This is a genomic window from Hymenobacter sp. APR13 (genome assembly GCF_000737515.1).
Lineage (GTDB): Bacteria > Bacteroidota > Bacteroidia > Cytophagales > Hymenobacteraceae > Hymenobacter.
The window spans coordinates 4,398,110-4,415,139 of the sequence record NZ_CP006587.1 but is presented as its reverse complement, the minus strand read 5'-3'; the positions used below and the strand labels follow the sequence as shown (position 1 = coordinate 4,415,139).

The following is a 17,030-nucleotide window of genomic DNA, read 5'->3' as shown; positions in this document are numbered from 1 at the left end:
AAGGTTGCAGAAACCGGTATACTTGAGGCGTTTTCAGGCTGACTACGTTTATCTCCATGTTTTCTGCTGCCCGTATCGTTACCATTCGAAAAAGCAAAGGCTTCTCCCAAGAGGTGTTGGCCGAGCAATCGGGCGTAAGCTTGCGCACCATTCAGCGGGTGGAGCAGGGCGACACCGTGCCGCGCGGCCACACGCTGCTGGCGCTAGCGGCGGCCCTGCAGGTCCCGCTGGAGGAGCTGCACGCTGCTCCCATTCCGGCCACAGCCCCGGCCGATGCTCCTGCTGCGTCACTGCCCGTAGCTTCCGCGCCGCGGCAATCCTTGCCCGAAGAGCGGACTGAGGCTGCTCCGGCAAATCTGGCCACTATTCCGGCTGGGCTGCCTGCTACTCCGGCACCCGCCACAGCCACTGTAGTGCCGCCGGCCGCAGCAGCCCGCATGCCCATCCTGCGCGCCGATCCCGAGTTTCTGCAGCTGCTCAACCTAAGCGCACTAAGCTTCCTGGTGTTGCCGCTGCTCAACTTGGTGGTGCCCTTTGTTCTATGGCGGAAAAACCGGCATACCATTGCGCACGCCGCCGAGGTGGGGCGGCGGGTGCTGGGCTTTCAGGTGCTGTGGCAGGTGGGCTGCTTCTTCGCTTATGTGCTGCTGGCCGTGGGGCAGGTGGTGGCGGTGCAGTTTCAGTATGCGCCCATCAAAGGTGGGTTTCTGCTGGTGATGGTGGCAACTTATCTGCTCAACGTGCTGACGGTGGCCTACTACGCCCGCCGCCTGCGGCAGGGCCGGCTGGACATCTACCCGGTGCGGCTGTAGCGGCGCGTTGGCTGGCGGTTTTCAGGACAGGTACATGCGGAAAGGCAGTGACTATAGGCGTCATTATGCTGATAATGCCAGGTTTGAGATGTTGGCAAAGCGCTTATAGAAAGGGTGTTATTGTGAATGGCGGGCAAATGGCGGGAAAATGACGCACGGCCGGGCGAGGGCAGCGGGTAGGTTTGCTGTAGTCTTCCAACCCCCATTTCTCCGTCATGAAAACCCTCTTCAGAATCCTGCTTTCGGTAGTGCTGTTGCTCGTTGTGAGCGGCGTGGGCGGGTACTTCTACATGAAGCAGAAGTTTGCGCCGCCGGCCAATCAGCTTTCCATCACCAACCTGCCTGCCACCGGCCCGCTGCGCTGGACTACCGACACCACGGCCAAGCCCGCTGTGCTGCACGATGCGCTGCTGGTGCCCATCCGGCTCCCGAACTGCCCGCGCACGCTCTACCTGCAGCTGGATACCGGCGCGCCCTACACGCTGCTCTACGCCCACCAGCTGCAGGTGCTGCGCCAGCACTACCCGGCGTTGCGTGACGCGCTACAGGCCCCGCAGGATACCGTGCGCAACTTTCGGTTCAGTTTGGGCGGCGCGCCCGTGACGATGCGCCGGAGCAAAGTGCTGCTGCTGGGCCGCCCGGAGCTGCCCGCCGACACCCTGGCGCCCTACATCATCGGAACGCTGGGCACGGATGTGCTGGAAGGCCGCGTGCTGCTGCTCGACTACGCCCGCAACCAGTTCACGCTAGACCAGCAGGTGCCCGACAGCCTGGCGCGCCGCGCCGAGTTCGGCCCGCTGGCGTTTACCAACCGCCGCGTGCTGCTCGATGCCGGCCTGCAGCAAAAGCAACAGCAGCTTCTGTTCGACTCGGGCTCCAGCGCCAATGCCCTAATCACCAGCCAAACTATCTGGCAGGAGCTGGCTACACCGGGCGCGCCCACCCGCACCACGGCCTCCAGTTCCTGGGGCAAAAAGCTGCTCGTGCACACGGCCCCCACGGATGCCCAAATCCGCTTCGGTGCCATCGAGGCCCCGCTACGCACCGTCACGTACATCGAAGGCATGAACTTGATGCAGCAAACGCTGATGCGCTTTTCGGGTATGGCCGGGATGCTGGGCAACGAGCCTTTTCTGGGTACCACGCTCATTCTGGACGTGAAAGGCGGCCGCTACGGAGTGGTGCGGCAGTAGCCCGCCAGAGCCGGGCGGGCCGCACCGGGCAGTTGTCGGGCAGGCTTCTACCTTTGCGGTTCCCCCCTAAGCTTGCTGCCCATGAAACTCATCGACTGCCCCCGCGACGCCATGCAGGGCTGGCCCACCTTCATCCCGACCACCCAGAAAACCGCTTACCTGAACGCGCTGCTGCGCGTGGGCTTCGACACGCTGGACTTCGGCTCGTTTGTGTCGCCGAAAGCCATTCCGCAGCTGGCCGACACTGCCGAGGTGCTGGATGGGCTGGATCTGGCGCAGTCGGGCACGCGGCTGCTGGCCATTGTGGCCAATCTGCGCGGGGCCGAAACCGCCGCCCAGCACCCCCAGATTCGCTACATCGGCTTCCCGCTGTCGGTGTCCGAAACCTTCCAGCAGCGCAACACCAACAAGAGCATTGCCGAGGCCTTCGACGACGTAACGCGCATGCAGGAGCTGTGCGCCCGCACCGGGCAGGAGCAGGTGGTGTACCTGAGCATGGGCTTCGGCAACCCCTACGGCGACCCGTGGAGCCCGGAAATCCTGGGCGAGTTCACCCAGAAGCTCGACGCCCTCGGCGTGGGCATCGTGGCGTTGTCGGATACCATCGGGGCCTCCACGCCGGCCACCATCGCGCCGCCCTTCCGCGAGTTGACGGCGGCTTTCCCGCACATCGAGTTCGGGGCGCACCTGCACACCACGCCCGCCACCTGGCGCGAGAAGGTGCAGGCGGCCTACGAGGCCGGCTGCCGCCGCTTCGACGGTGCCCTGGGCGGCTACGGCGGCTGCCCCATGGCAGCCGACGCCCTGACCGGCAACATGCCCACCGAGCGTCTGATTGAGTTTGCCACCGAAAAAGGGGAGGAGCTGCACCTGAACACAGAAGCGCTGGCCGAGGCCATGCAGCTGAATCAGGAGATATTTGCTGCCGGGCCTCACCCCCTAACCCCTTCTCCTGCAGAGAGGGGGAACTAGCTGCTAGTATTTTAAAACTAACCCCACTCATCACCCGGCTCAGGAACTAGCTTTAAAGCTAGAAACTAGTCCCCCCTCTCTGCAGGAGAGGGGGTTAGGGGGTGAGGACCCACACGCCATGCCAACTGCCGTCGATATATTCATCCCCTGCTTTGTAGACCAGCTGTTTCCGCAAACTGCCATGAACATGGTGAAGGTGCTGGAAGCCGTGGGCTGCGAGGTGCACTACAACAGCAACCAGACCTGCTGCGGCCAGCCGGCCTACAACGCCGGCTACAAAGCCGAAAGCCGCGAGGTGGCGTGCAAGTTTCTCGATGATTTCCCCAACGAGCCGGGCCGCTACATCGTGAGCCCCTCGGCCTCGTGCGTGGGCATGGTGCGCAACTCCTACGCCGAGCTGTTCGACGGCAGCCCTGAGCAAAGCCAGTACCACGGCACCCAGCGCCGCATCTACGAGCTGACTGAGTTTCTGGTGGATGTGCTGGGCGTGCAGTCGGTGCCGCAGGCCCGCCTCAACGGCACCTACACCTACCACGACTCCTGCTCGGCGTTGCGGGAGTGCGGCATCAAGGAAGGCCCGCGCCGTTTGCTCGACGCCGTTCCGGGCTTGCAGCGGCTGGAAATGGTGGAAAACGAAACCTGCTGCGGCTTCGGCGGCACCTTCGCCGTGAAGTTCCAGGCCATATCCGTAGCCATGGCCGAGCAGAAGGTGGAGCACGCCCTGGCCACCGGCGCCAACTACATCGTCAGCACCGACACCAGCTGCCTCATGCACCTCGACGCCTATATCCGCCGCGAAAAGAAGCCGATTAAGACGATGCACATTGCTGATGTGCTGGCCAGCGGTTGGTAGCTTTCGGTCATATGAATCAGGTGTTTATGGGCCGGCTTACAGGTCAGATATTGTTGATCGTACTCAGTTGATTTCCTAATAATGATTCAGAAGGAGCTGATCTTTAGCGTAGTTATGATTGCTGCCTTCGTACTTGCCCTGAAAGATTTGCGCAAGTTCATAAGTCATCAGCAGCTACGAAAATTCGGTTTGCCAGCTACCGCTACAATTGTCGCAACCCAACGGATTCGTCAAAAAAATAACCCGCTCATGCGGATGGAAATTGAGTATAAGAACAAGGCTGGCCAAATTCAGCAAGCCCAAGTTTTTGCGCCCGATTCCGATGATTCGTTTGATTATTTGATTGGCAATGAAATAGGCGTGCGATACGATTCGTTACGTCCACAAAACTGTGAAACAGAAGATGTACTGTATGCAGAGTGGTGGAAATCTCCTTTAATAAGAGCCCTTTTTTTGTTTGCGAGCAGCTGCTTTGCGTTGGGCCTCTTATGTAAATGGTGGTAGATAGAAATTCTGGTTTCAGCAAAAAGCCTATTCCTATTAAACAGGAATAGGCTTTTTGCTGAAACTGATCCTAATGTCGCTTTAATGACACAGAGTACCTGATAAGGCAATTATTTTAGTCGGATAAAACCTACATCAGTTGCTTCACCCGCTCCAACAGGCTCTCCGATGCCTCCAATAGCGGCAGGCGCACGGCGCCGGAGCAGAGGTCCTGCGCGGCCAGGGCGGCCTTCACGCCGACGGGGTTGCTTTCCTCATACATCAGCGGGTTCAGGTCGGTGAAGCCGAACAGCAGCTGGCTGGCTTTGGGGAAGTCGCCGGCCAGGGCGGCGCGGGTCATGTCGGAAAAGCGGCGCGGGAAGGCGTTGGCCAGCACCGAGATGATACCCACGGCCCCGAAGCTGATCAGCGAAGTCGTCATCATGTCGTCGCCGGAAATCAGCAGGAAGTCGGCGGGCTTGGCGGCGGCAATGGCAATGCACTGCTCCAGGTTGCCGCTGGCTTCCTTGATACCGATGATGTTGGGGTGCTGGGCCAGGTGCAGCGTGGTGGCCGCCGTGAGGTTGGAGGCCGTGCGGCCGGGCACGTTGTAGAGGATGATGGGCAGGGGCGAGGCGTCGGCCAGCCGCTCGTAGTGGGCGATGATGCCGCGCTGGCTGGGCTTGTTGTAGTAGGGCGAGGCCGACAGGATGGCCGAAACGCCGGTCAGGTCGGTGGAGCGCAGCAGGGCTTCCGTAGCGGCCGTGTCGTTGCCGCCGATGCCGTACACCAGCGGCACGCGGCCGGCGGTGTGCTCCCGCGCCACGCGCAGGATTTCTGCCTTTTCGTCGGTGGAAATGGTGGGCGACTCGGCCGTGGTGCCGTTGATGACGAGGTATTCCACGCCGCCGTCGATGACGAAATCGAGCAGGCGGCGCAGGGCCGGGTAGTCCACGGCGTGCGTATCTGAAGTAAAGGGCGTGACGAGGGCGACGCCGGTGCCGTGAAGCTTGTCCATGCGAGGAATTAGCTGTTGCTTTGTAGGGTAGGAGGTCGGGGACGAAGGTACGCCGATGTTCTGCTGGACCTTCTTTTGCAAAAATACAGCATTTGCCGGCTCACCGGCCGCTTTCCACTTTCCATGAAGCTTACCCCCTCCGCGCTGCTGACCGCAGCCGCCCTGGCCTCGGCCCTCACGCTGCCTTCCTGCAACGACGCCAAAACGGCCGCCACCGCCGAAACCAGTACCCCCGCCAGCACGGCCATGAGCGGCACCGCCGCCACCACGGCCGCCGAAGACTCTGCTGCTAAAGCCGGTACCACCGCCGCCCCCGACCCCAGCACAATTCCGGCCGGCAGCATCGCCGATGCCGCCACCATCACGGCCCGGCCGCAGGTGCCCATCCTGTGCTACCACCAAATCCGCGACTGGCGCGCCAAGGACTCGAAAGGCGCCAAAGACTACATTGTACCGGTGGATGCGTTCAAAAAGCAGATCCAGATGCTGGCCGACTCCGGCTACCACACCATCCTGCCCGATCAGCTCTACGCCTACCTCACCACCGGCGCCAAGCTCCCGAGCAAGCCCATCATGCTCACCTTCGACGACACCGACCTCGACCAGTTCACGGTGGCCAAGCCCGAGCTGGACAAGCACAACTTCAAGGCCGTGTACTTCATCATGACCGTGAGCCTGGGCCGGCCGCGCTACATGAGCAAGGCGCAGGTGAAGCAGCTCTCGGATGAGGGCAACGTCATTGGCTCGCACACCTGGGACCACCACAACGTGAAGAAGTACCAGGGCGAGGACTGGGTGACGCAGATCGAGAAGCCCACCAAAACGCTGGAGGAAATCACCGGCAAAGACATCAAATACTTCGCCTATCCCTTCGGCCTCTGGAACCCCGAAGCCATTCCGGAGCTGAAGAAGCGCGGCATGGTGGCCGCCTTCGTGCTGGCCGAAAAGCGCGACCCGCAGGACCCGCTGTTCACCATCCGCCGCATCATTGCCAGCGGCTATTGGAGCGCCCGCACCCTGCACAACAGCATCGTGCAGAGCTTCTAACTGCTGTCATTGCGAGCGGAGCGAAGCAATCCGTCCTCTTTGTGAGACAATCGTTCCTCACAGATAAGCCCTCCGGCTCTAGGTTACTAACCTACTGCCGGAGGGCTTTGTGTTTAATTTAGGCTTAGCGCACGAAGAGGACGGATTGCCACGGCCTGCAGCCTCGCAATGACAGTTCTACTCCTTCTTCACACCGGCCGCGTTCAGGTCTTTAAAGGCGCCACCGTTCACCACTTTGCGCAGGCCATTTTGGCGCATGAGCGTGGCGGCTTTACTGCTGCGGTTGCCGCTGGCGCAGTACACTAGGTAAGTTTGGGTGCTGTCGAGCTGGCTGACCTGCTGGGCGAAGTCGGCGGCTTTGAAATCCACGTTGCGGGCTCCCGCCACGTGGCCGGTAGCGAATTCGGCCGGCGTGCGCACGTCCAGCACCACCACTTTATGGCGCCGGATGAGCTTGGTGGCTATGGCTGGCGCTACATCGGGTGGGGGCGGCGTGGGCGCCTGGGCCAGCGCCATGCTGCCCGTGAGCAGGCTGGCCAGGGCCAGGGTGGAAAGGAAACGACGCATAAGCAGGAAAAAGATTTCGTGAAAGGACAGGCGGGCAAGCTTCCCCACCTGTAAACGTAATTGCGACGGGACTAGAACAGCGAAGTCTGCGTTCCGGTGCCCTGTACTGGCGTTGGGTTTGCTGCTGACGGAGCAGAATCTTCTGCAGCGGCGGCTGTTACCGCGGGAGCAGGCGTGGTTTCTGTACCTGCGGGCAGCATGGCCAGCAGCTCGGCTTCGCTGATGATGGGCACCTTGAAGCCGGTGGCTTTTTCGCGCTTGGCCGGGCCCATTTTGTCGCCGGCCACCAAGTAGCTAAGCTTCTTGCTGATGCTGCCCGTGATTTTGCCGCCGTGCGCCTCAATCAGGGCCAGCAGCTCGTCGCGGGAGTGCAGCTCAAACACGCCCGACAGCACAAACGTGAGGCCTTCGAGGCGGTTGCTTAGGGATTGCGGCGCTTCGCCGGTTAGCTCCAGCTGCACGCCCGCCGCCCGCAACCGCGCCACCAGCTCCTGGTTTTGCGGCTCCTGAAACCACGCCGCCGCCGACTCGGCAATGACGCCGCCCACTTCCGGCACGGCGGCCAGCTCGGTGGCTGTGGCCTGCGCCAGCGCGTCGATGGTGCGGTAGTGAGTGGCCAGCTTCTCGGCCACGGTTTCGCCCACGTACCGGATGCCCAGGCCAAACAGGACTTGGTCAAACGGCACCAGCTTGCTTTGCTCCAGCCCCGCCAGCAGCCGCTGCACCGACTTCTCGCCCATCCGGTCGAGCTGGGCCAGCTCGGCGGCTTTGGCGGGCAGGTCGTAGAGGCTGGCCGCGTCCGTCACGAGGCCCAAATCGAAGAAGCGGCCCACGGTTTCGGCGCCCAGCCCATCGATGTTCAGGGCCTTGCGCGAAACATAATGCTCCAGCTTGGCCTTCAATTGGGGCGGGCAGCCCCGGTCGTTGGGGCAGCGGAAATGGGCCTCGCCCTCGGGCCGGATCAGGGGCGTGTTGCAGACCGGGCAGGCCGTGGGGTACACGATGGGCTGGCTGTCGGCGGGGCGGGCGGTGAGGTCCACGCCGGTGATTTTGGGGATGATTTCGCCGCCTTTCTCCACGAACACCATGTCGTTGAGGCGGATATCGAGGGCGGCAATCTGGTTGGCGTTGTGCATGGAAGCGCGCTTGACCACGGTGCCAGCCAGCGGCACGGGGTCGAGCAGGGCCACGGGCGTGACGGCGCCGGTGCGGCCCACCTGGTACTGCACGTAGCGCAGGCGGGTGCGGCCCGCTTCCGCCGGGTACTTGTAGGCAATGGCCCAGCGCGGGCTTTTGGCCGTGTAGCCCAGCAGCTCCTGCTGCCGGAAATCGTCAATCTTGATAACGATGCCGTCGGTGGCGACGGGCAGCGTGAAGCGCTTTTTGTCCCACTCGTGCACGAAATCCAGCACCTCGGCTAGGGAGTTGCACCGCCGCCACGTGTCCGACACGGGCAGGCCCCAGGCACTCAAGGCTTCCAGCGAGGCGCTGTGGGTGGGGAAGCTGCTGCGGCCCGGCATCAGGAACGAGTAGGCGTAGAAGCGCAGCCGCCGGGCCGCCACCAGCGCCGAATCCTGGAGCTTGAGGGCGCCGCTGGCGGCGTTGCGCGGGTTGGCCAGCAGGGCCTCGCCGTTTTCCTCGCGCTCGGCGTTCAACTCGGCAAATACCGGCTGGGGCATGAAGATTTCGCCGCGCACCTCAAACTCCGGCGGCTGGGTGGGGCCGGCCGTGCGCAGGTGCAGCGGCAGGTTCTTGATGGTGCGCACGTTGCTGGTTACCACGTCGCCGCGGGTACCGTCGCCGCGCGTGACGCCCTGCGTGAGCTGGCCGTTTTCGTAAGTGAGGCTCATGGCCACGCCGTCGAACTTCAGCTCGCAGACGTAGGCGTAGTCGGCGCCCTCCAGGCCCTTTTGCACCCGCTCATCGAACTCGCGCAGGTCGGCTTCGGAGTAGGTGTTGCCGAGGCTGAGCATGGGGTAGCGGTGCGCGGCCGTCGGGAACTGCTTGGTGATGGTGCCGCCCACGCGCTGGGTGGGCGAGTTGGGGTGGGCCAGCTCGGGGTGCTGCTTTTCCAGCTCGGCCAGCTCGGCCAGCAGCTGGTCGAAATCCTGGTCGGGAATCTCGCTGATGTCGCGCTGGTAATATTGGTAGTTGAGGTGGTGCAGGCGCTCGGTGAGGGCCGTAATGCGGGCCTGGAGGTCGGTGGTGGACATAGAGAAGTAGGTAGCAAGGGCTTCCGCCTGGGCCAGCGCCCCCTCGAAAAAGGAGGGCTGCCGGCCATGGTGCAAGCTACGGCTTTATGGGTATTTGGAACAGAAAAAGCCCGCCTGAAATCAATCAGACGGGCTTTCTAGTACCTGAAAACAGACGGTTGCGCGGACCAGCCGCAAACCTATGCTACAGCGTGTTGTCGGCTACCAGCACGCCGTCGGCCTCGAAGTTGAGCTGCTCCTCGGGCGTGGTAATGGCGGCTACTTCCTGTTCCGACTTGCCGGCATCCTTGGCGTAGTGCTGCAGGTCCGACACGGGCACTACCTCGCGGTGCGCCCAGCCGTTTATCACCACCGTTTTGCCGCTGATGTCTTTGGGCACGAAGAAGGCGTAGTCTTTGAACCGCACCCGCATTTCCTGGCCTTCGGGCGTTTTCATGGTCAGCCAGCAGCCCTTGGCCTGGCATACGGCGTCGGCTTTGCCAATCAGCTTCACCTGGGCCGAGTCCTGGGTACCCAGCACCTGCTTCAGCTCCGAAAGCGGTTTGGCGCCCTCGGCCGTGACGGCCGCGCCGTAGGTCTTGCCGGTGAGGGCCACCGCAGTAGCCGGGGCAGCGGTGGTAGCGGCCGTTTCGGTGGCGGGAGTGGTCTGGCAGGCGGCCAGCGCCAGGAGGGAGGCGGCCAGGCTGAATTGCTTGATGGTCATGGGGATGGGCGAGGATAAGGTCTCGGCCCGGAAATTACGACTTTTTTGTCTTGACCTTCACCTTGTCGTAGGTCTGGGTGGTGGCGGCCGTGCGCGAGGTCAGCTCGCGCACTTCGCTGAGCTTGCCGGTTTTGGTGTAGCGCTCGGTGCGCACGATGCCCACGCCGGGGGCGTAGAAATCAATCTGCTTGGTGCTGCTGCGCATGGCCATGTCGGGGCGCGGAATGGTGGCTTCCTCGCGCTCGGCCTCCACCTTGTAAACCTGAAATGTGCCGGCCGGCGTGGTGAGGGCCGTGGGCCCGCTCACCACGCGCCGCTTCTGCAGCATGGTGCTGACGGTGGCAATGCTCACCACCGAGCTGCTGACCTGGATGCTGACGCCGCCGGCGGGCAGCTCGGTGCCCACGGTGGGCTGGTTGGGCCAGGCCAGCGGCGCGATGCTATAGGCCAGCTTCCGGTCGCGGAAGGAGCGCAGGGCGTCGTTGTTTAGCTCGCCCATGCCGTCGGTGAAGCTGGTGTCGCGGCGGGCCCGGAAGGTGAGGTCCTGGATGCGGTCCAGCGTGTTTTTGCGGGCGTAGTAGCCGCTTTTGAGCAGCATGGTGTTCTCGGCTACCTTGCTTTTTTTGCCTTCCTCCCGCTCCCCGGTTTTCAGATCCACCACCCGCTGGCGCACTTCGCCCACTGGCTTGCCGCCGGCATCGAGGACGCGGTACACAAGCTCCATGTTATCGGCAAGGCCGAATGGCTGGCCGGGGCCAGAGGCGGGAGCGTCGGGAGTCTGGGCGGAAACGGAAGAGGCGGCAGCGGCCAGCGCGGGCAGCAGCAGCAGCGAACGGAAAGAGGAAAAGGGCATAAGCCAGCAGAACAACAAAGGATGGAATGGGCCAACATACGCAATCCGGCATATTTTGATTGCCAGGGCCCATGCTGCCTACGCAAAAGTGCGGCCAGAGTGTTTGCCTGTCTGCTGCGCCATATCCCCGAATCCGGCAGGGGCATGTAACTTGCGGGCCGCCGCGCCGTTTTTCCGGCAGAACTGGCCCGTGTGCGCCGCTACTTCCCCTAACCACCCTTTCTCATGCCCGATTCTTCGCAACAACCCGCTTCCTGGGCCGATACGGCCGCTTCGCTGCTGTCCAAACTCTCGGGCGGCGTAGAGCTGGCCCTGGCCTTCGACCAGATGGAGCTGCAGGTCCCCAACCCCCAGAACCCCGCCGCGCCGGCTGCCACCTGGCGCCTCAATGGCTCGTTGCGCATTCGCACGCGCGGCGAAAAGCCGGCCGAGGCCGCCCTGCCACCCGCTACGCCCTCGTCCGTTGGCTAGCGGCCTCGAAATAGAGGCGCAGCTGGTGATTTCGCTGGATGGCGACGACGTGCAGGTAGCGGCTTCGGGTACCTACCTGATTATCAACGTGCCCAGCCAACGGGTGCTCGACAAGCTCACCAGCGGCCCGCCCAAAGACCCCAACGCGCCGCCCAAACCCAAAAACGCCCCCGACCCGCTGCAGCAGCTCAACGACCTGGCCCTGCGCCTGGGCCTGGTGCTGGATCTGCGGGTAGCAGGCAAAACCTACGTCACGTTCGGCACAGGCCGCAGCCCCAAAATCACGCTCAACGCCGTGCTGGGCAAAATCGGGTCATTCTTTAAAAGTTAGGGCTTAGGGCATAGGACTTAGGGCCTGGGGCCTGGGTCGTCCAGCTAAATGAACTGCCTAAGCCCTATGCCCCATGTTGTAAGTCCTATGCCCTGAGCCCTAAAATACCCCGAATCCTGCTTGTCGGAGAGTGGGGGTTTTACGTATCTTGGAAGAAGGCTGAAAGCCTGGGCAGCGCCATTATACCGGAACTAAAGGCGGTTGGAATGGTTTGCCCTACAACCATTGCCACTTCCGCTGCCGCGCATGAACTCCGACAAAGAACGTAAAGACAAGGTGGGCGCCAACCAGCCGGCCACCTCCTTCCAACGCATGGAGCGGGTGCCGCCGCTACAGATGATGCTGTACCTGGGTTTGGTGGGCATAGGCGTGCTGTTCCTGTTCCTGACGGGCGCCTACATCAGCACCCGCTCGGCCACCCAGCTGCCAGCCGGAATTCAGCAGTTTCCCAAGTTTTTTTCCATCAGCACCATCGTGCTGCTGCTGAGCAGCTACGTGGTGGCACAGGCCCCGCGCCTCTACCGCGCCGACGATGTGAACGGACTGGCGCGCTGCCTCGGGGCCACGCTGCTGCTGGGCAGCATCTTCGCGGGGCTGCAGGTGCTGGGCTGGCGCGAGCTGATGCTGCAGGGCGTGTTTTTTGAGGGCAAAGCCAGCGGCACCTACGTCTACCTGATTTCGGCGCTGCACGTGCTGCACCTGCTGGGCGGCATGCTGTTTCTGCTGGCGCTGCTGCTGCGCACCGTGCACGCCTCCCGCGACGCCGTACGCAGCCTGGTGTTCATCCGCAACCCCTACCGCCGCCTGCAGCTCCGGATGCTGGGCATCTACTGGCACTTCATCGACGCACTCTGGGTGCTGCTGTTCGTGGTGTTCGTGTTTATGTATTAAGTGTTTTCAGGTGAATGGTGATTAGGTGATGAGGTGACAGGTGACAGGTAATAAAGTAAAGAGGGTATGAAGTAACTGGGATGGCACACGCACATCTTTTACTTCATACCCTCCTTTGCTTGTGACCTGTCACCTGCCACCTCATCACGATTCACCATTCCCCTCATCACCTGAAAAAACACTTACCGCGCCAGCGTGACGGGGCCTTTGAACTTGCGGCCGTCGGTGAATTCGATGAGGTAGAAGTAGGTGCCGGGCGCCAGCTGGCCGCCGTCCCAGCGGAAGTTGCGGTTGGTGCTGCGGTAGACCAGGTTGCCCCAGCGCGAGAAAATCTTGATATCGGCGAAGCGGGAGTCACAGAAGTCGGGCGGCAGATTTTCCAGCTGAAAGAACTCGTTGAGGTGGTTGGGGTCGTTGTTAGGCGTGAAGATGTTGGGCGGCGTGAAGGCCACAGTGTCCGGGTTGATCAGCTCGAAGCGTACCACGCGGGAGCGGGGCTCGGGGTGGCAGGTGGATTCCTGTAGCCGGAACGTGACTTCCAGCGCCCCGTCGGGCAGCTTGAGGCCGGTGCAGTTGGGGTCCCAGCGGAAGGTGGCGGTGGCGCGGCCGTTGCCGTTCTGCGGCCGGAAGCTCATACCCGCTGCTGCCAAGTCGAACCCGTTGCCGGTGGCCGACAGCACCAGCGGGTCGGTGTCGGCGTCGGTGCCCGTGAAAGTGGCCTCATAGGCATTCCCAATCAGGCGCCGCACCCGCACCGGCGCATCAATGGGGCCGGTTGCGCCGGGAACGGGCAGGCTGGACACCAGCACCGGCGGCGTATTGATATAGTCTATCTGGATAGGAATACGCAGCCCGACAGCCGTAGGCTCGGAGCAGGGGCCAGCGCTGGCCGTAAAGTCAAACTCATAAGAGGTGCGGGCCGCGGCCCGGCAGTCCACGCGCCACGTAAACCGGCCCTGCAGCCGGTTGCCGCTGGCTTGCTGCACAAAGGTGATGCCCAGGTCGGCAGGCGAAAAGCCGCGGCCAGCCATGCTGAGCGTGAGTGGGTCGCTGTCAGGGTCCAGGCCTGTCACGTCGAAGGTTATCAGGTCGCCGATGCGGGCGCGCAGCGGCAGGGCCGCCGTGCTGCTGATTGTGGGCGGTGCGTTGGGGTCGGGAATGGCTGTGAAGGCCAGCCGCACAGTGTCTCGTTTGGGCAGGCTGCAGCCGTTGTCGGCCACCACCAAATCCAACAGATACACTTGGCCGCGCGTGTTGAAGCAGGCCGGAAAGCACAGCTGCGACACCAGCGTGTCGGGCGCGCCGGGGCTGCGTACCGTGCCCTGGGTGGTGCTGATGGTGGGCAGCTGCCCGGCCGTGAAGTTCACGGGCCGCAACGACATGGTGAGGCGCGACGGCGAATCGGGGTCGGATACCTTCAGGGTTAGGCAGCGGCTGAAGCCCGGGCGCAGGCGTAGTGTGTCGCGGCCCGGCCGGAAGGTGCCCGTGCCGCTGGGCATCGTCACGCGCATGGTGGGAGCGGCATTTTGGGAGCACCGGATAACTTTGAGCTGAAAGTCGCGGCGGGCCTCGCCAATCTTCACGCCCCGCCGGTATTCCGAGCACCGGATGCCGAACACAAACAGGCCCTCATCGGTGGGGCGCACCTGCAGGCGTCCGGTCTGGCGGTTGATGGTGAGGGTAGGAGTGCCGGGAATCTGGTTGAGCGCGCTCAGGCCGGGGCTCCAGCGCACCGGCTGGTAGGGTTGCGGATCGGCTGCGGGCGGCTTGGGCAGGCCGGGGGTGGAGTGCCCGTTCAGGGGCGTGGCCAGCTCATATACCAGCGAGTCGTTGTCGGCATCCTGCCCCCCGAAGTCGTAGTAGAACAGCTCGCCGAGGCAGGCATAATCACCCAGTGGCGGGAAGATACGGGGGGTGGAGTCGCGGAAGGGCTGGCCGTTGCGCACCACCGGCGGAAACTCCAGATAGAAGGTCTGGCCGGCATCGGCCGGATCCTGGATGTTGCGGATGCCGCTGTTGCGGCAGCAGCGCTCCACGGCCGCGTAGTAACCGGCGGGGTTGGTGTAGATGTTGGCCGGCAGCTCCAGTCGTCCCGAATACACAAGTTTGCGCGTCACCAGGGAGGTTGGCAGCGCGCAAGCCGGGCTGGTGTAGTTGACTAGGGTGTTGGCGCCCAGCGGCAGCGTCAGGTTCTGCATGCGTCGGTCAGTGCCCTTTTCAAAAATGCTGACGGTCAGATCGTTGTCGAGGGCGCCGGAGCTGCCATTTATGGCATCGAAATACAGGTTGAGCGTGAGCTGGTAGGTGGCATTCTGCAGGTATTGCAAGTCCATCTCGCCGCCTACTATGTGCGTGGCGCGGGCCGGCAGCCCTAGCAGCAGCAGCAGGGCCAGCAGCAGGCGGTAGATTGGGCCGGCGGGCCCGAAAAAGGAGGGTAGACGAGGGTGCATAAAGAAGGCCGGATGAATAACACAGATACCTTTTCGAAGATACGACCTTGCGCCGGAACCTCCACCGGGACGGCTACAGTTGTCTGGGTCAGGCTATGTATCTTGGGAGCTATATTCTCCACTCTTCTTTTTTCACTCACTTAGGTTTTCATGCTGCGTTTCTACTCTTTCCTGACGGGGCTGCTTTTGCTGGCTCCGAGTCTGCAGGCCCAATCCCCGGAGGCCGCCCGGCTAGCCCCCGACGATGCCGCCCTGCTGTGCAGCCAGGCCCACACCCGCACGGCCTTGCGCGGCCCCGCCACCACCGTAACGCACCGCCGCAAGATGGACCGCTACGATGTGAAGTATTACAAGCTCGATATTGCCCTGGAAAACAACTCACGCAACGTCGGGGGCAACGTGCGCATGCTGGCCCGTACCCTCGCCCAGCCGCTCGACTCGGTGGCGTTTGAGCTGTACCAGACCTTCACCATCGACTCGGTGGTGGTAAACGGGCGCCGGGCCAACGGAATCCGCCGGGCCGGCTCCGACGTGACGGTACTCCTGCCCCAGGCCGTGCCGGCCAATACGCTTTTCAACACCTTGGTATATTACCGCGGCACGGCCCCCAATGGCAACAGCGCCGCCATCGGCAACGCCCTGAACACGCAGTTTCAGGGTACCTACGGTGTGAACGTGACGTGGAGCCTGTCGGAGCCGTTTTCGGCCCACGAATGGTGGCCCTGCAAGCAGGTACTGACCGACAAGGCTGACTCGCTGGACGTATGGGTGACCACCAGCAACATCAACAAAGTGGGTTCCAACGGCGTGCTGGAGCGCGTAACGGCGCTGCCCACCGGCAAGAGTCGCTACGAGTGGAAGCACCGTGCCAAGCCCATCGACTACTACCTCGTGTCGGTGGCTGTGGCGCCTTACATCGAGTACGTGAACTATGCCAATCCCGTAGGCGGTCCGCGCATTCCCATCGTCAACTACGTCTACAACCAGGCGGCACTGAACGTCTTCCGCGCTGAAATCGACCGTACGCCGGGCTTCATCGAAAACTTCTCCAGTCTGGTAGGCCTCTATCCGTTTGCCAGCGAGAAGTACGGCCACAGCATGGCACCCATCGGCGGCGGGATGGAGCACCAGACCATGACCACCCAGGACGGTTTCAGCTTCACCCTGACGGCCCACGAGCTGTTTCACCAGTGGTTCGGCGACAACGTAACCTGCGCCTCATGGGAAGATATCTGGCTGAACGAGGGCTTTGCTTCCTACGGCGAGTACCTGTCGTTGCAGCGGTTTTCCACCGAAGCCAATGCCCGCAGCTGGATGAACAGCGCGCAGGCTACGGCCCGGCAGCAGCCTGGCGGCAGCATCAAAGTAGCCGATACCACCAACGTAGGCCGCATTTTCAGCTCGCGCCTGAGCTACAAGAAGGGCGGCGCCGTGATTCATATGTTGCGCTATCTGCTCAACGATGATGTGAAGTTTTTCCGGGCCCTGCGCACCTATCAGAGCACCTACAGCGGCAGTACGGCCCGCACCATCGATTTGCAGCGCATCTTTGAGGCCGAAGCCGGCCGGCCGCTGCAATATTTCTTCGACCAGTGGTATGCCGGTCAGGGCTATCCTACCTTCAATGTGCGCTGGAACCAAGTGGGCCAAAGCCTCTACCTGAGCACCACCGAAACCGTTTCGATGGCCTCGGCAACGCCGTTTTTCGATACCGAGGTGAATTATACCATCCGCTTCTCCGATGGCACCGAGCAGGTGTCCCGCCTGCGCCAGGGGCAGCCTGTATCGTCGTTTTCCGTGCCGGTCAGCAAGGTTGTGTCCTCTGTGGATGTTGACGTGGAAGGCTGGCTGCTGAAAGGCCCCGGCACCACCACCCGCGACAACACGCTGGTGCTGGCTACGGCCGCTGCCCGCGCTGCCCGCCTAAGCGTGTTCCCGAACCCCTGCCGTGAAACGCTGCGCCTGCCAGACCTGACGACCCGCGCCACGGCCGAAGTAACCGATGCCACCGGCCGCGTGCTCCTGCGCCAAACCGTCGACCCCCAGCACGCTCAGCTGGATACCCGCACCCTGGCGGCCGGGCTCTATCATCTGCGCCTCACCTCAAGTGCCGGTACCGTATCCATAGCCCGCTTTGTGCGCGAGTAACCACAGTTGCTTCCTCAAAAAAAGC

The 17,030-nt window shown here is 62.7% G+C and carries 16 protein-coding genes; 10 read left to right on the top strand and 6 right to left on the bottom strand.

What is annotated here, in order from left to right; translation table 11 throughout:
- The first annotated feature begins 56 nt into the window (after window positions 1–56).
- From N008_RS21940 to N008_RS18490, 5 genes are all read left to right on the top strand, one after another.
- Window positions 57–812: a helix-turn-helix domain-containing protein gene (locus tag N008_RS21940; RefSeq protein WP_052381728.1), complete on the top strand. Its 756-nt coding sequence runs from the start codon at window positions 57–59 to the stop codon at window positions 810–812.
- 215 nt (window positions 813–1,027) lie between these two features.
- Window positions 1,028–2,005: a hypothetical protein gene (locus N008_RS18505; RefSeq protein ID WP_044017807.1), complete on the top strand. Its 978-nt coding sequence runs from the start codon at window positions 1,028–1,030 to the stop codon at window positions 2,003–2,005.
- An 81-nt stretch (window positions 2,006–2,086) separates the two neighbouring features.
- Complete coding sequence (locus tag N008_RS18500; protein WP_052381906.1) at window positions 2,087–2,977, top strand: hydroxymethylglutaryl-CoA lyase; 891 nt, start codon at window positions 2,087–2,089, stop codon at window positions 2,975–2,977.
- A gap of 118 nt (window positions 2,978–3,095) precedes the next feature.
- A complete protein-coding gene (locus tag N008_RS18495; protein WP_044017806.1) occupies window positions 3,096–3,830 on the top strand; it encodes a (Fe-S)-binding protein in 735 nt (244 codons plus the stop codon).
- Between the two features lie 81 nt (window positions 3,831–3,911).
- Window positions 3,912–4,334, top strand: a complete 423-nt coding sequence (locus tag N008_RS18490) for a DUF3592 domain-containing protein (protein ID WP_044017805.1) — start codon at window positions 3,912–3,914, stop codon at window positions 4,332–4,334.
- Window positions 4,335–4,464: 130 nt separating this feature from the next.
- Here the strand turns inward: N008_RS18490 and dapA are convergent, their stop codons facing one another.
- Complete coding sequence (gene dapA / locus N008_RS18485; RefSeq protein WP_044017804.1) at window positions 4,465–5,331, bottom strand: 4-hydroxy-tetrahydrodipicolinate synthase; 867 nt, start codon at window positions 5,329–5,331, stop codon at window positions 4,465–4,467.
- A 123-nt stretch (window positions 5,332–5,454) separates the two neighbouring features.
- Here dapA and N008_RS18480 point away from each other — a divergent pair, with 123 nt between their 5' ends.
- Window positions 5,455–6,378, top strand: coding sequence for a polysaccharide deacetylase family protein (locus N008_RS18480; protein ID WP_044017803.1), 924 nt, complete (start codon window positions 5,455–5,457; stop codon window positions 6,376–6,378).
- 177 nt (window positions 6,379–6,555) lie between these two features.
- Here the strand turns inward: N008_RS18480 and N008_RS21935 are convergent, their stop codons facing one another.
- From N008_RS21935 to N008_RS18460, 4 genes are all read right to left on the bottom strand, one after another.
- Window positions 6,556–6,945: a rhodanese-like domain-containing protein gene (locus N008_RS21935; protein ID WP_071884644.1), complete on the bottom strand. Its 390-nt coding sequence runs from the start codon at window positions 6,943–6,945 to the stop codon at window positions 6,556–6,558.
- A gap of 71 nt (window positions 6,946–7,016) precedes the next feature.
- Window positions 7,017–9,158 carry an NAD-dependent DNA ligase LigA gene (ligA, locus tag N008_RS18470; protein WP_044019085.1) on the bottom strand — a complete coding sequence of 714 codons (2,142 nt, stop codon included), beginning with the start codon at window positions 9,156–9,158 and terminating at the stop codon, window positions 7,017–7,019.
- A 184-nt stretch (window positions 9,159–9,342) separates the two neighbouring features.
- Window positions 9,343–9,861: a DUF4920 domain-containing protein gene (locus N008_RS18465; protein WP_081910882.1), complete on the bottom strand. Its 519-nt coding sequence runs from the start codon at window positions 9,859–9,861 to the stop codon at window positions 9,343–9,345.
- Between the two features lie 34 nt (window positions 9,862–9,895).
- A complete protein-coding gene (locus N008_RS18460; protein WP_044017802.1) occupies window positions 9,896–10,714 on the bottom strand; it encodes a hypothetical protein in 819 nt (272 codons plus the stop codon).
- A gap of 225 nt (window positions 10,715–10,939) precedes the next feature.
- Here N008_RS18460 and N008_RS18455 point away from each other — a divergent pair, with 225 nt between their 5' ends.
- The 3 genes from N008_RS18455 (at window position 10,940) to N008_RS18445 (ending at window position 12,407) form a co-directional block, all read left to right on the top strand.
- Window positions 10,940–11,185 carry a hypothetical protein gene (locus N008_RS18455; protein WP_044017801.1) on the top strand — a complete coding sequence of 82 codons (246 nt, stop codon included), beginning with the start codon at window positions 10,940–10,942 and terminating at the stop codon, window positions 11,183–11,185.
- Complete coding sequence (locus N008_RS18450; protein ID WP_044017800.1) at window positions 11,178–11,516, top strand: hypothetical protein; 339 nt, start codon at window positions 11,178–11,180, stop codon at window positions 11,514–11,516. The genes N008_RS18455 and N008_RS18450 overlap by 8 nt, the downstream gene beginning before the upstream one ends.
- Before the next feature lie 246 nt (window positions 11,517–11,762).
- The gene (locus N008_RS18445) at window positions 11,763–12,407 is read left to right on the top strand and encodes a heme-copper oxidase subunit III (protein WP_044017799.1); all 645 of its coding nucleotides are present in this window, start codon (window positions 11,763–11,765) and stop codon (window positions 12,405–12,407) included.
- 182 nt (window positions 12,408–12,589) lie between these two features.
- Here the strand turns inward: N008_RS18445 and N008_RS21930 are convergent, their stop codons facing one another.
- A complete protein-coding gene (locus N008_RS21930) occupies window positions 12,590–14,857 on the bottom strand; it encodes a gliding motility-associated C-terminal domain-containing protein (protein WP_052381726.1) in 2,268 nt (755 codons plus the stop codon).
- Between the two features lie 150 nt (window positions 14,858–15,007).
- Here N008_RS21930 and N008_RS21925 point away from each other — a divergent pair, with 150 nt between their 5' ends.
- Entirely contained in the window at window positions 15,008–17,005 is a 1,998-nt protein-coding gene (locus N008_RS21925) for a M1 family aminopeptidase (protein ID WP_052381725.1), read from the top strand.
- Window positions 17,006–17,030: the final 25 nt, after the last annotated feature.

Excerpts from the sequence above, each read along its gene's own strand:
- N008_RS21940 (WP_052381728.1), top strand. The coding sequence starts at position 57 with ATGTTTTCTGCTGCCCGTATCGTTACCATTCGAAAAAGCAAAGGCTTC.
- N008_RS18505 (WP_044017807.1), top strand. The coding sequence starts at position 1,028 with ATGAAAACCCTCTTCAGAATCCTGCTTTCGGTAGTGCTGTTGCTCGTT.
- N008_RS18500 (WP_052381906.1), top strand. The coding sequence starts at position 2,087 with ATGAAACTCATCGACTGCCCCCGCGACGCCATGCAGGGCTGGCCCACC.
- N008_RS18495 (WP_044017806.1), top strand. The coding sequence starts at position 3,096 with ATGCCAACTGCCGTCGATATATTCATCCCCTGCTTTGTAGACCAGCTG.
- N008_RS18490 (WP_044017805.1), top strand. The coding sequence starts at position 3,912 with ATGATTCAGAAGGAGCTGATCTTTAGCGTAGTTATGATTGCTGCCTTC.
- dapA (WP_044017804.1), bottom strand. The coding sequence starts at position 5,331 with ATGGACAAGCTTCACGGCACCGGCGTCGCCCTCGTCACGCCCTTTACT.
- N008_RS18480 (WP_044017803.1), top strand. The coding sequence starts at position 5,455 with ATGAAGCTTACCCCCTCCGCGCTGCTGACCGCAGCCGCCCTGGCCTCG.
- N008_RS21935 (WP_071884644.1), bottom strand. The coding sequence starts at position 6,945 with ATGCGTCGTTTCCTTTCCACCCTGGCCCTGGCCAGCCTGCTCACGGGC.
- ligA (WP_044019085.1), bottom strand. The coding sequence starts at position 9,158 with ATGTCCACCACCGACCTCCAGGCCCGCATTACGGCCCTCACCGAGCGC.
- N008_RS18465 (WP_081910882.1), bottom strand. The coding sequence starts at position 9,861 with ATGACCATCAAGCAATTCAGCCTGGCCGCCTCCCTCCTGGCGCTGGCC.
- N008_RS18460 (WP_044017802.1), bottom strand. The coding sequence starts at position 10,714 with ATGCCCTTTTCCTCTTTCCGTTCGCTGCTGCTGCTGCCCGCGCTGGCC.
- N008_RS18455 (WP_044017801.1), top strand. The coding sequence starts at position 10,940 with ATGCCCGATTCTTCGCAACAACCCGCTTCCTGGGCCGATACGGCCGCT.
- N008_RS18445 (WP_044017799.1), top strand. The coding sequence starts at position 11,763 with ATGAACTCCGACAAAGAACGTAAAGACAAGGTGGGCGCCAACCAGCCG.
- N008_RS21930 (WP_052381726.1), bottom strand. The coding sequence starts at position 14,857 with ATGCACCCTCGTCTACCCTCCTTTTTCGGGCCCGCCGGCCCAATCTAC.
- N008_RS21925 (WP_052381725.1), top strand. The coding sequence starts at position 15,008 with ATGCTGCGTTTCTACTCTTTCCTGACGGGGCTGCTTTTGCTGGCTCCG.